Raw genomic sequence first — 12372 nt, forward strand, 5'->3', positions numbered from 1 at the left:
CGGCCGTCCAGAGGGCGCGCCGGAACATGTTCCCATCAACCCGGATGATTGCTTTCCGGTTACGCCGGGCCGCGCGATTTAAGCATTACTTAAGGTCCTTTTCAGGAGACCTAGAAACTTGCGGGTGACCCTGAACAGGTGACGGAACGTGGCGAAGGACACCCTTGCGTTCTGCGGATCATGGAGGTTGGACCTGGCACGGTTGGTGTGCGGCCGGGTCCACAGCGGACACGGCCCCGGTGAGTGAGGGCTCCGGGGCCGGGTTCGGGACGGACCGGCCGTCCTGCTGCGGAGGATGAGGTCCGCGGCAGGGGAACGGCCCACGAGCTCCCCGGCCGAGCGGTCGCCGCCCCCCCCCAGTTATTGGCGGCCGCTATCCGGTGCCCATGGACGACCCGCCCGGGGAACCGCCCCCCGACTTCCCGGGCGCTTGGCGGATCAGGGCCCACCAGGCCGGGACGAGAGGCGGCGGCGGGAGAAATCCCGCCGCCGCACTTGGGCCGCCCCAGAGCAAGCCGCTCCGGCGAGGCGCTCCCGCGCGGCGAGGCGTCCGCGCGCCGCAACCTCCCAGCGTGGCGCGGCGCTTCGGTTCAGCGCGCCGTAACCTTCCTCGCGGGCGTGGCGTGGCGTTTCGGTTCAGCGCGCCGAGACCTCCCAGCGCGGCGTGGCGTGGCGTTCCGGCGTGGCGTGGCGCTTCCGTGCCGTGACGTGGGCCGGTGAGTGCGTCGTCAGATGCGCCCGTCCGAGGTGAACGGGCAGGCGCGCGCCGGGAGGACCAGGCCGGCTGCGGCGAGGTCGGTCAGAAGGGCCGACAATTGGGTACGGGTGAGCAGCCCGCTCCCGTCCGGCCGGGGATGCGGGACGCCGAGCGCGGTCGCCGCTTCGACCGCCCGCGCGCCGATGGCGGCTTCCACCGCCCAGACCCGGTGTGCGCAGAGCGCGGGACGGGCCGAAACGGTCAGCTCTCCGTGCAACCGCAGGAGCCGGCGCAGGTCGGCCGCGAGCCGTTCGATCGGTAGCCCGTAGGGTCGCGGTTCCTCCGGCCGATGCTCCTCGACCCGGTTCGCGAGCGCGCGCCACCACCCCGGCGCCCGCTGGACGGCGACGATGACCAGCGGTGGGGTGGCGATGATCAGAGCGATCCGGCTGGCGTCCAAGAGGGTCACGGCACACTCCGTGGCGGGCTGTCCTTTCCTCGACCTTCCGCCCGAATTGGCACCTCGTCAACACCGGTTTGTGCGACTGCCACCCACCGAAATTCCCGGACCCCGGGCTGCCGCCTACCGCGTTCCGAGGACCGCGGCCACGACTACGGGCGGCGGCGCGGTCGAGGGCACGTCCAGCGGGCGGGTCACTCGCCGCCCCGGTGAGTTGATCAGCAGCAGATACCAGCCGCCGGTCTCCGACCAGCCGAGTCCGGCCTGGTCGTAGTCCCAGGTCAGCACGGACGGCCGGGCGCGGTCGAAGGGGATCCAGCCCTCACCGGGGTCGGCCCGCCAGTCGGCCACCGCCACCCCGGCCGCTTCCAGAGCCTCCGCGACGGCCCGCAGATAACTCCCGTGCGTCGTCATCGCTCAAGGGGACCACGCCCCCGGCACCGCGCAAACCACCACCACGTCCCCGGCACCGCGCAAACCACCACCATGCGGCCAGCGGCGCGCATGCCACCTCCACGTGGCCGGTGGCGCATGTCGGAGCGCGAAGCGGGCGGCGGCGGTGCGCTCGGATGTCCGCGCGGCCGGCGGTGTGTCGGATCGCCGCACGGGCCGACGGCGTCAGATGACGACGCGACGGGCGACCTCGAACAGGCCGTTGCGGTCGCCGAACGTGCGGCGAACAGCGGTGCCCATCGTCTCGAAGAGCGCCTCGCCGGCGAAGTCGCAGCCCTCGGCCTCACCGAGCAGCAGGTGAACGGCGAGTTCGTCTTCGGGCCCGCGGGGCTGGTAGCCCTCGCCGGGCAGGTCCATGCCGAACACGCGGGCGGCGACGGCCGCGTCGCCTTCGGCGGTGTCCGGTTCGGCCGAGTGCAGGTAGAGCAGCGCCGCGGTCCACGGCCGGAGCACCCGCTGGAAGACGCACGGTTCGAGGTCGGGCACGTCGGCCAACGCTCCGCCCCAGAAGTGCTCACCCACAGTGAACCCGCCGGCCGCGAGGGCCTTGGCTGCGGTCCACCCGGACGGCCCGTCGTCCCAGGTCACCGTGGGTGGAAACGCGTTGTCGGCGCGTGGGGCGAGTTCCGGAACAGCACCCAGAGTGGCCAGCAGGCGCAGGGTTCCGGGCGTCGGCGTCACCGGAGGATCATGACGATCGACGGTTCCGCAAGTAAAGCTCCGGCCGGGCGCCCGGCCCCGATTCACAGCATTTTCCCGGCAATCCGCAAGAAATGGTCCGGGCGCGCTGCGAATAGAGTCCGGTGGATGAACGATCGGCACCTCGACTGGCCCGGCTGCCTCAACGTCCGAGACCTGGGCGGCCTCCCTCTCAGTAAGGAGGCGGGCGGCAGCGGCCGCACCCGCCGCGGCGCCGTCGTCCGCGCCGACAGCCTCGACCGCCTCACCTCGCAAGGCTGGGCCGCGCTCCACGACCACGGCATCCGCACCGTCGTCGACCTGCGCGAGGACGACGAACGGGAGGCCGTGGTCACCCGTCCGCCCGGTCTCACCGTGGTCACCGTCGCGCTGGACGACAACGCCGACAGCGCGTTCTGGTACGGCGTGATCGACGACGACATCGACGGCACCCCGCTCTACTACCGCCCGTTCCTGGATCGCAAGGCGGCTCGCTGCGTCGAGGCGCTTCGCGCGGTCGCCCGGGCCGAGCCCGGCGGCGTGGTGATCCACTGTGGCATCGGCCGGGACCGTACCGGCCTGATCGCCCTGCTCCTGCTCGCTCTGGCCGGGGTGCCGGCGGACGCGATCGCCGCCGATTACGCCCTGAGCGGTGACCGTCTGCGCCGCCACTTCGGCGATGTCGACCCGGTCGTGACCCGTCTGGCCGAGCGGGGCACCACGATCGCCGAGGTCGTGACCGAGCTGTTGAACGACGACGTCGAGGCGCGTCTGCGCGCGGCCGGCCTGGGTTCCGGGGACGTCGACGCGCTGCGGACCCGCCTCCGTGAGAGCGTTCAGGAACCTTTCAGCTAAGCGCACGCAACGCAGAGACGAACATCAGTGATGTCAGCCACACTTAAACCGCGCGTCATGGGAGCGTTGCCCGCCGGTCCGGGCCTGACCTTCCCCTAGGGGGCATGCGCATCGCGCTGGTCACAGAGTCATTCATGCCGGACGTCAACGGCGTCGCCCACTCGGTGGTACGGACCGCGGAGCACCTCATCCGCACCGGCCACGAACCGATCGTCATCGCCCCGGTGCCCGCGCCGGGGCCGATGCCCCTCACGCTGCCGTATCCGGTCGTGCGGATCCCGTCGATCCCCATGCCCGGGTATCCGCAGATCCGGCTCGGCCTGCCGGTTCCCGCGCTGCGCGCGGCGATCCGGGAGCACCGGGCCGACGTGGTGCACCTGGCCAGCCCGTTCTTCCTGGGCGCCTGGGGACGCAGCGCGGCGACCTCGCTCGACCTGCCGACGGTGGCGGTCTTCCAGACGGACGTGGCCGCCTACGCCCGCGTCCGCAACCTGGGGGTGGCCGAGCAGCTGTCCTGGCAGTGGATCCGGCGCCTGCACAACGGTGCCTCGCGCACCCTGGCGCCGTCCACCGAGTCGATGGAGGCGCTGCGGATGCACGGGGTCGAGCGGGTGCACCTGTGGCGGCGCGGGGTCGACGACGTCCGGTTCCAGCCGGGCCGGCGCAGCGCCGGGGTCCGGCGCGCGCTCTGCCGCGACGGTGAGGTGCTCGTCGGGTTCGTCGGGCGGCTCGCCGTGGAGAAGGAGGTCGACCTGCTGGCCGGCGTGTCCAGGCTGCCCAACGTGCGCCTGGTGATCGTCGGGAACGGGCCGGCCGAGGCGCAGCTGCGCAAGGCGCTGCCGCAGGCCACGTTCCTCGGGGCGCGGCACGGCAGCCAGCTCGCCCGGATCTACGCCAGCCTGGACGTCTTCGCGCACACCGGGCCGTTCGAGACGTTCGGCCAGACGCTGCAGGAGGCGATGGCCAGCGGCGTCCCGGTGGTCGCGCCGGCCAAGGGCGGCCCGCGTGACCTGGTGCGCGACGGGCAGACCGGCTTCCTGGTGCCGCCGCACGAGTCGGCCGGGTTCACCGACGCGGTAGCCCGTCTCGCCGAGGACCCCGTGCTGCGGCGCCGGATGGGTGTCGCCGGCCGGGCCGCGATCGGCGGCCGGAGCTGGGCGGCGGTCGGTGACCAGTTGCTCGGCCACTACGCGGAGGTGCTGGGCGGGACGCTCACCGCCGTACCGGAAATCAATCGGCCGCGAGCCAAAGCGGCCTGAAACCGGCGGGAAAAGCAAAATTCCCGAATTCCTTTTCCCGTACGGCCGTCTCCCGCGCCACCGAAGCAGCGCGGCGCGGGAGAGGTACGCCACGCGTGGCGGTGGCCAGGCGCACCCGATCGGCCGGTCGAGGTTGACCACCACCCGGAGGTCCTTGGTAACGTGCGCGTCCGGTTCCAGGGTGGTCATCCCGATCCCGCCCCGGTGGGCCTGGAGATCGAAAGTTTCGCTGGTGGTGATGCCCGGGTACGGCGGTGAGGGTGGCGGCGAGCGCGATGCCCGCCGGCCCGGCTTGCAGTGCCATGGCAACCTCCATTCGTTGCACTCGATCCGAACCGGAGACGCTGACGGGGGCATGAGGCCAGGATGAACATTGACCGAACCGGATCGCCCCATCGCCTGTTGGACGCCTCCCGTTTCCCCCGACTCGGCCTTCTGCTCACCCGCTGCCGGGACCATCTGGCGGTGTTGAGTTCCCGGGCCCTGCGCTGGGTCGGTTTCGGCGGTTCCGTCCTGCTCCTCGTCGCGGGCCTTCTCGGTGGGGCGCTGCCTGCCAAGGGCAACCACAACATCGCGGTCACCTCGCTCTGGCTGGTGGGTACGGCGCTGATGGGGTACGCGTGGTGGACCGGCCGGGATCGCGAGTTCAGCCCCCGGTGGGCGCTCGGCACGATCGCGCTGTGGACGGCCCCGTTCCTGTTCCTGCCGCCGGTCGGCAGCCGGGACTTCTACTCCTACAGCTGCCAGGGCGAGCTGTACACGAACGGCCTGAGCCCGTACACGTCGACCGCGGAGACGCTGCCCTGCACCTGGGTCGGCGCGGTGCCGCCGATCTGGCGGGACACGGTGGCGCCCTACGGCCCGTTGTTCATCCTGCTGGCCGCCGCGATCATCGCCGTCGGGCACGCGCTGCCGCTGGCCCCGTCGGTCGTCGACGCGCTGCCCCCGCACCTCGGCTCGCTGGTCCTGCCGCTGGTGCTGTTCCGGCTGGTCGCGCTGGCCGGGGTGCTGGGCATGGCGGCCGGTCTGCCGGTGCTGGCCCGCCGGTGCGGGGTGCCGCCGGCGCGGGCGTTGTGGCTGGCGCTGGCCGGCCCGCTGATCGGGGCGCACCTGATCGGTGGCCCGCACAACGACGCCGCGATGCTCGGCCTGCTGGTCGCCGGGCTGGCCGTGATCACCCGGTTCCCGCGGCACTGGGCCGCGATCCTGGGCGGCGGCGCGCTGCTCGGCGCGTCGGTCGCGGTGAAGGCGACGTCGCTGATCGCGTTGCCGTTCGCGGTGCTGATCGTCGCCGCGGCGTACGGGAAGAACCGCACGGTCGACTTCCGTGGCCTGGTGATCGGGACGGCCGGCGTGTTCGGCGCGGCCGCCGCGACGCTGGCCGGGATCACCGTGGCCGGCGGGCTGGACTTCGGGTGGATCGCCGGGCTGCAGGACAGCGGCGAGCTGGTCCAGTTCAGCTCGATGCCGACCGCGGTCGGGATGACCTTCACGTACGTCGGGCAGCTGTTCGACCCGGACTTCGACGCGGTCCCGGCGGTCCGCGCGGTCGCCTACGGCGTGCTGGCGGTCGCGCTGGTCGTCATCTGGGTGCGGGCACTGCGGGAGCGGGTCGACCCGACCAGGGCGGCGCTGTTCGGGGCGGCGGCCGCCGTCGTCGCCACGGTCGCCCTGGCCCCGGTGTTCCTGCCCTGGTACACGCTGTGGCCGTTGACGCTGCTGGCGGCGACGAGTTTCCGGACCAAGGTGGTCATGGTGATCACCATCGTGGCGTCGTTCTCGGTGCTGCCGGACGGCTCCGGCCTGGTCCGCTCGCTCAAGTTCCCGGGCGCCCCGCTGGTCACCATCTACCTGATCTACCTGGGTGTGCGGTACCTGCGGCGGCGGCGCTCGGAGCGCGAGCTTCAGGCGATGATCGAGGCCGAGCCGAGTACCCGGGTCACCTTGACCTCGATGACCACGCGGGTCGGGTTGGGCCGGGGCGTGCGGTAACGCTCGGCGTAACGACGTTCCGCCTCGGCCACCGCGTCCGGATCGTCCCGGACGATCGCCAGGCCCTCCACGGTGCTCCAGCGCCGGCCCTCGACCTGGCAGATCGCCACCCGCTGCTGCCCGGCGAGGACGTGCCGGACCTTGGCCGACTCGCTGGACGCGATGACCCGGGCCAGCCCGGCCGCCGGGTCGAGGGTGGCGCCGACCGCGACCACGTGCGGCGAGCCGTCGGCCCGCAGCGTGGTCAGGGTGCACAGGTGACGTTCGGTCCAGAACTCGCGCAGCGCCGCGGATTCCAGGGGGACGATGCCGCTCACTCGGTCTCTCCAGTCGTGACACGCCCGGTTACGGGATCCATACGAGAATTTCTCAGGCCGATTCGGCGGCCAGGCGGCCGTCGCGGACCGCGGCCACCAGCGCCGCGTGGTCCTTCTCGACCTGGTCGGCGTAGAGGCGGGCGAATCGGGCCAGGGAGTCGTCCAGCTTGTCGCTGCCGCCGCAGTAACCCGCGATCATCGAGGCGCCGCTGGTCCGCGCGTGGGACTTGGCCAGCAGGTAACCGCAGATGCCGGCGTAGTCGGCCAGCGCGCCGGCGTTGATGTCCTCGACGAGGATCGCGCCCTTCATGTCGCGGAACTGCCGCACGTAGTACTGATGCTCGCCGATGGTCGTCCAGCCCAGCAGCGGGTCGCTGACCGTCTGCAGCGCCTGCTGGTACTCCACCACCCGCTGGCCCTGGTGCCGGTGCCAGGCCAGGTCGCCGTGCTGATGCTTGGCGATGACCGAGCGGCGGGCCTGCTTGAGCTGCAGGAACACCACGTCCTCGGGGTCGGAGCCCTCGCACAGCGCCACGTACGCCCGCAGGCCGACCGAGCCGACGCCGACGACCTTGTGGGCGACGTCGACGATCCGGTACCCACCGAGGATGCGGGCCCAGTGCGGCTTGAGCGTGTTCAGGTACCCGTCCAGGGCCTCCTCCAGCAGCTCCCGGTCGTCGGCCGAGGGCCGGGTGATCACCGGCGGCTCCTCGACCAGTCGCCGGGTGCCGTCGCGCCGCTCGGTGAACCGGGGAAGCGCCCGGTCACTGGTGCGCCGCCGCGCCCGCCGCGCCGCCCGCTCGATCTCGTCCCGGAAGCTCGCCTTGCTGGCCGCGCTGCGCATCGCGTCGACGTTGAGCTGGTCGAACGAGCGGGCCAGCAGCGGCCGGGCGGCCAGCTGGGCGATCTGCTCCCGGTACTCCTCGACGCAGTGCTGGACCGCGCCGGCGCACGCGTTCTCCCGGAAGCCGTTGACCCGGCCGGCCACGTAGACGCTGACCACCAGGCGGCGCAGGTCCCACTCCCACGGTCCGGGGTGCGCCTCGTCGAAGTCGTTGAGGTCGAAGACCAGCTCCCGCTCGGGGGAGGCGTAGAAGCCGAAATTCCCCAGGTGGGCGTCGCCGCAGATCACCGGGGTGATGCCGGTGTGCGGGAGGCGGGCGAAGTCGTCGGCCATCAGACCGGCGGTGCCGCGCAGGAACGCGTACGGACTGGTGATCATCCGGCCGATGCGGACCGGGACGAGCCAGGGGAGCCGGCCCTCGTGGGACGCGATCACCTGGTCCACCGGATCCGGACGTTCCGGACCCGGACGCCAGTGCGCCATGTCCGAACGGGGGGACCGCTCGCGCAACGAGCGGCCTATCTCGTATCGTTCGCCCCGCGGCCGTGCGGGCCGGCGCAGGGAGGTGAAGCCCTCGTCGCCCGCTGAGCCGAGCATGACGTGGCTGCTGACCGTGGGTGTCGCGTCCATCGCTGCCGAGAGTACGGGGCTTGAGGCAACCCCCGCCGCGGGGCTCGCGGCGCGGGCATTGTTATCGATAACATTTCCCATTACGGGAGACGCGCGGCCTGCCGCTACGCTCCATCAGATCCGGACCTGGCGAGGTGCGCAAGTGGAGACCAAGGGATCCCGTTCCCCGGCGATGACGGACGTGGCACGACTGGCCGGTGTTTCCCACCAGACCGTCTCCCGCGTCCTCAACGACCATCCGAACGTCAAGGAGCAGACCCGGCTCCGTGTCCGGGCCGCCATCGCCGAGCTCGGCTACCGGCCCAACCGGGCGGCCCGCGCCCTGGTCACCGGCCGGTCCCAGCTGATCGGGGTGGTTGCCCGCAACAGCATGCTCTACGGCCCGGCCTCCATGCTGACCGAGTTCGAGCAGGCCGCGGCCGACGCCGGCTTCGCGGTCAGCGTCGGCAGCGTCCGCGAGCTCGACCGTGACTCGATCTCCGCGGTGGTCGAGCGTCATCTGGACCAGCGGGTGGCCGGCCTGGTGGTGATCGCCCAGGTCGCCTCGGCCACCGAGGCCCTGGCCGAGATCCCGGCCGAGGTGCCGGTGGTCTTCATCGACGGTGACCCGGCGGCCGGGCGCTCCCTGGTCACGGTCGACCAGGTGGCCGGCGCGCGGGCAGCGGTCCGGCACCTGCTGGAGGCCGGGCACGAGACGGTCTGGCACGTCTCCGGGCCGACCGAGTGGTTCGACTCGGCCGGGCGCATCCAGGGCTGGCGACAGACGCTGCAGGAGGCCGGCCGCGAGGTGCCGCCGCTGCTGAGCGCCGACTGGTCGGCCGCCGAGGGCTATCGCGCCGGTCAGATGCTGGCCCGGATGCCGGAGGTGACCGCCATCTTCACGGCCAACGACCACCTGGCCCTGGGCGTGCTGCGGGCACTGCACGAGCGCGGCCGGCGGGTGCCGCACGACGTGAGCATCGTCGGTTTCGACGACGTGCCCGAGGCGTCGTACTTCATCCCGCCGCTGACCACGGTGCGTCAGTCCTTCGGCGACGTGGCCCGGGCCGCTCTCACGCTTCTGCTGGGCCAGATGAAGGCGGAGCCCGGGGCGGCGGACACCGTGATCGTTCCGGCACACTTGGTGGTGCGTGAGAGCGTGGCACCACCCGCCTGAGACCCTGCCAGGGCTCGGTTAAGCGGCCGTTACTTTGTTGTTGCCAAGAGCCGTTGACAGCGCAATTGTTAGCGATAACACTGGGTTTCTCCCCGCTGGGTGTGGCGCCTGCCACCACCTGGCTCCCCCTGTGGAGGTAACCCGGATGTCCGTCGAGCCGCACGTGATTCCCGCCATCGGCGAGGAACGCGAGAGCCTGAGCGGTTCCTCCGAAGCATCCTTAAGCGGTCAAGATCTACGACCGGCTCTTCGCCGGTCGCTTGGTGCTGCACGATTACTACCAGTGACGCCTGACCGGGACCGCTGAAAAAAGCACCACCATCGAGACACCCTAAGGAAACACCATGAAACCGCAGATCTGGTTTCTGACCGGCAGCCAGCACCTGTACGGGCCGGAGACGCTCCAGCAGGTGGCCGACCAGTCCGCTGAGATCCAGCGCACCCTGGCCGCCGGCCTCGGCGCCGAGCTGCTCACCCGCCCGGTGCTGACCGACTCGGGCGCGATCAAGCAGGTGATGCTCGACGCGAACGCCGACCCGAACGTCATCGGCGTGATCGCCTGGATGCACACGTTCTCGCCGGCCAAGATGTGGATCTCCGGCCTGGACGCGCTGCGCAAGCCGCTGCTGCACCTGCACACCCAGCACAACACGTCGCTGCCCTGGGAGTCCATCGACATGGACTTCATGAACCTCAACCAGGCCGCCCACGGCGACCGGGAGTTCGGGTTCATCCAGGCGCGGCTGGGCGTGCCCCGCAAGACGGTCGCCGGCCACGTGTCCGACCCGACGGTGGTGACCCGGATCAACGGCTGGGCCAAGGCCGCGGCCGGCCTGCAGCGCCTGCGCACCCTGCGGCTGGCGCGCTTCGGCGACAACATGCGCGACGTGGCCGTGACCGAGGGCGACAAGGTCGAGGCCGAGCTGCGGTTCGGCGTCTCGGTCAACACGTACGGGGTGAACGACCTGGTCGCCGTCGTCGACGCGGTCGACGAGAAGGCGATCGACGACCTGGTCGGGGAGTACGCGGAGCTCTACGAGCTGGCCCCCGAGCTGGCCGTGGGCGGCGAGCGGCACGACTCGCTGCGCTACGGCGCGCGGATCGAGGCCGGTCTGCGCCAGTTCCTCACCGAGGGCGGCTTCGGCGCCTTCACCACGAACTTCGAGGACCTCGGCGGCCTGCGGCAGCTGCCCGGCCTGGCCGTGCAGCGCCTGATGGCCGACGGCTACGGCTTCGGCGGCGAGGGCGACTGGAAGACCTCGGCCCTGCTGGCCACCGTGAAGGCGATGGGCGCGGGCGACGACCGCGGCACCTCGTTCATGGAGGACTACACGTACCACTTCGGTCCGGGCGAGCCGAAGATCCTCGGGGCACATATGCTCGAGGTCTGCCCGACCATCGCGTCCTCGCGGCCCCGGGTCGAGATCCACCCGCTCGGCATCGGCGGGCGGGAAGACCCCGTGCGTCTGGTTTTCGACGCCGCGCCCGGACCCGGCGTGGTCGTCGGTCTCGCCGACCTCGGTGACCGGTTCCGCCTGGTGGCGAACGTGATCGACGTGGTCCCGCCGGACGCGCCGCTGCCCAACTTGCCAGTGGCCCGTGCGGTGTGGAAGCCTGCGCCGTCGCTGTCGACATCGGCCGAGTGCTGGCTCACCGCTGGAGGACCGCACCACACCGTCCTCACCCAGGCCGTCGGCGCCGAGGTCCTCCGGGACTTCGCGACGATGGCCCAGACCGAGCTCCTGCTCATCGATGACCGCACCACGACCGACGACTTCGCCGATCGAGTGCGGTGGAACCAGGCGTACTACCGCCTGGCCCGCCCCCTGTAACACCGCTCTCAAAGAGGAGAACCACCGTGAAATACACCCGGCTCATGGCGGCCCTGAGCGCCGCCACGCTGGTCACGACCATGGCCGCCTGTGGCTCTTCGGAGAAGACCACGGACAAGGCGGCGACCAGCGGTGACACCGCCGGCGCGCTGATCGGCATCACGATGCCGACCAAGTCGTCGGAGCGCTGGATCCACGACGGCGACAACCTCAAGTCGCAGCTCGAGGGCCTGGGCTACAAGGTCGACCTGCAGTACGCGGAGAACGACATCCCGACGCAGACCCAGCAGCTGGACTCCCAGATCACCAAGGGTGCCAAGCTCCTGATCATCGCGTCGATCGACGGCACCGCGCTCTCCACCCAGCTGGACAACGCGAAGGCCGCGAACATCCCGGTCATCGCGTACGACCGCCTGATCCGTGACAACGCGAACGTGGACTACTACACCACGTTCGACAACTTCAAGGTCGGTGTGCAGCAGGCCACCTCGCTGCTGACCGGTCTGGGTGTGCTCAAGGCCGACGGCAGCAAGGGTGACGCCAAGGGCCCGTTCAACATCGAGCTGTTCGCCGGCTCGCCGGACGACAACAACGCGACGTTCTTCTTCAACGGGGCCAAGAGCATCCTGGACCCGTACATCAAGGACGGCACCCTGGTCGTGCAGTCCAAGCAGACCGACTTCAAGACGGTCGCCACGCTGCGCTGGGACCCGGAGACGGCTCAGAAGCGCATGGAGAACATCCTGACCGCCAACTACAAGGGCGCGGTCAAGGTCCAGGGCGTGCTCTCCCCGTACGACGGCATCTCGATCGGTATCCTCTCCGCGCTGAAGTCGGCCGGTTACGGCACCGACGGCAAGTACCCGGTCGTCACCGGCCAGGACGCCGAGCTCGCCTCGGTCAAGTCGATCATCAAGGGTGAGCAGTACAGCACCATCTACAAGGACACCCGTCAGCTGGCCAAGGTCACCGGCGAGATGGCCGATGCCATCCTGAAGGGCCAGACCCCGCAGACGAACAACACCACCGACTACGACAACGGCAAGAAGGTCGTCCCGGCCCAGCTGCTGCAGTCGGTCATCGTCGACAAGGACAACTACCAGAAGGTCATCGTCGACGGTGGTTACTACACCGCTGACCAGCTGAAGTGATCTGAGCTCCGCGCCCCGCCCGCCTCCGCGGGCGGGGCGCGGACTTCA

General features: G+C 70.9%; 11 protein-coding genes. 6 read left to right on the forward strand and 5 right to left on the reverse strand.

Annotated features, from left to right (window positions below):
* Positions 1–728: 728 nt before the first annotated feature.
* The 3 genes from ACSHV8_RS06695 to ACSHV8_RS06705 all read right to left on the reverse strand — a co-directional run bounded on the left by ACSHV8_RS06695 (position 729) and on the right by ACSHV8_RS06705 (position 2291).
* The gene (locus tag ACSHV8_RS06695; RefSeq protein WP_436530434.1) at positions 729–1166 is read right to left on the reverse strand and encodes a hypothetical protein; all 438 of its coding nucleotides are present in this window, start codon (positions 1164–1166) and stop codon (positions 729–731) included.
* 114 nt (positions 1167–1280) lie between these two features.
* On the reverse strand, positions 1281–1571 hold the full coding sequence (locus ACSHV8_RS06700; protein ID WP_436530436.1) for a DUF6292 family protein: 291 nt from the start codon (positions 1569–1571) through the stop codon (positions 1281–1283).
* 204 nt (positions 1572–1775) lie between these two features.
* Positions 1776–2291 carry a hypothetical protein gene (locus tag ACSHV8_RS06705; protein WP_436530438.1) on the reverse strand — a complete coding sequence of 172 codons (516 nt, stop codon included), beginning with the start codon at positions 2289–2291 and terminating at the stop codon, positions 1776–1778.
* Positions 2292–2417: 126 nt separating this feature from the next.
* Between ACSHV8_RS06705 and ACSHV8_RS06710 the strand changes: the two genes are divergently transcribed.
* From ACSHV8_RS06710 to mptB, 3 genes are all read left to right on the forward strand, one after another.
* Positions 2418–3143, forward strand: coding sequence for a tyrosine-protein phosphatase (locus ACSHV8_RS06710; protein WP_436530440.1), 726 nt, complete (start codon positions 2418–2420; stop codon positions 3141–3143).
* A 104-nt stretch (positions 3144–3247) separates the two neighbouring features.
* The gene (locus tag ACSHV8_RS06715) at positions 3248–4402 is read left to right on the forward strand and encodes a glycosyltransferase family 4 protein (RefSeq protein WP_436530441.1); all 1155 of its coding nucleotides are present in this window, start codon (positions 3248–3250) and stop codon (positions 4400–4402) included.
* Between the two features lie 465 nt (positions 4403–4867).
* A complete protein-coding gene (mptB, locus tag ACSHV8_RS06720) occupies positions 4868–6394 on the forward strand; it encodes a polyprenol phosphomannose-dependent alpha 1,6 mannosyltransferase MptB (protein ID WP_436530443.1) in 1527 nt (508 codons plus the stop codon).
* Here the strand turns inward: mptB and ACSHV8_RS06725 are convergent.
* The gene (locus ACSHV8_RS06725) at positions 6307–6711 is read right to left on the reverse strand and encodes a TIGR03618 family F420-dependent PPOX class oxidoreductase (RefSeq protein ID WP_436530445.1); all 405 of its coding nucleotides are present in this window, start codon (positions 6709–6711) and stop codon (positions 6307–6309) included. The two genes, mptB and ACSHV8_RS06725, sit on opposite strands and share 88 nt — an antisense overlap.
* Before the next feature lie 52 nt (positions 6712–6763).
* Positions 6764–8185: a DUF2252 domain-containing protein gene (locus tag ACSHV8_RS06730; RefSeq protein ID WP_436530447.1), complete on the reverse strand. Its 1422-nt coding sequence runs from the start codon at positions 8183–8185 to the stop codon at positions 6764–6766.
* A gap of 172 nt (positions 8186–8357) precedes the next feature.
* Between ACSHV8_RS06730 and ACSHV8_RS06735 the strand changes: the two genes are divergently transcribed.
* From ACSHV8_RS06735 to chvE, 3 genes are all read left to right on the forward strand, one after another.
* The gene (locus ACSHV8_RS06735) at positions 8358–9341 is read left to right on the forward strand and encodes a LacI family DNA-binding transcriptional regulator (RefSeq protein ID WP_436536703.1); all 984 of its coding nucleotides are present in this window, start codon (positions 8358–8360) and stop codon (positions 9339–9341) included.
* A 344-nt stretch (positions 9342–9685) separates the two neighbouring features.
* Positions 9686–11173 carry an L-arabinose isomerase gene (araA, locus tag ACSHV8_RS06740; protein ID WP_436530449.1) on the forward strand — a complete coding sequence of 496 codons (1488 nt, stop codon included), beginning with the start codon at positions 9686–9688 and terminating at the stop codon, positions 11171–11173.
* A gap of 26 nt (positions 11174–11199) precedes the next feature.
* Complete coding sequence (gene chvE / locus ACSHV8_RS06745; protein WP_436530451.1) at positions 11200–12324, forward strand: multiple monosaccharide ABC transporter substrate-binding protein; 1125 nt, start codon at positions 11200–11202, stop codon at positions 12322–12324.
* The last annotated feature ends 48 nt before the right edge of the window (positions 12325–12372 follow it).

This window comes from Actinoplanes sp. HUAS TT8 (genome assembly GCF_051380535.1).
In the GTDB taxonomy this organism is placed as follows: domain Bacteria; phylum Actinomycetota; class Actinomycetes; order Mycobacteriales; family Micromonosporaceae; genus Actinoplanes.

What these genes read in the sequence shown, in the direction of transcription:
- ACSHV8_RS06700 (WP_436530436.1), bottom strand. Translation starts at nt 1,571, where the DNA reads ATGACGACGCACGGGAGTTATCTGCGGGCCGTCGCGGAGGCTCTGGAA.
- ACSHV8_RS06710 (WP_436530440.1), top strand. Translation starts at nt 2,418, where the DNA reads ATGAACGATCGGCACCTCGACTGGCCCGGCTGCCTCAACGTCCGAGAC.
- ACSHV8_RS06715 (WP_436530441.1), top strand. Translation starts at nt 3,248, where the DNA reads ATGCGCATCGCGCTGGTCACAGAGTCATTCATGCCGGACGTCAACGGC.
- ACSHV8_RS06730 (WP_436530447.1), bottom strand. Translation starts at nt 8,185, where the DNA reads ATGGACGCGACACCCACGGTCAGCAGCCACGTCATGCTCGGCTCAGCG.
- ACSHV8_RS06735 (WP_436536703.1), top strand. Translation starts at nt 8,358, where the DNA reads ATGACGGACGTGGCACGACTGGCCGGTGTTTCCCACCAGACCGTCTCC.
- araA (WP_436530449.1), top strand. Translation starts at nt 9,686, where the DNA reads ATGAAACCGCAGATCTGGTTTCTGACCGGCAGCCAGCACCTGTACGGG.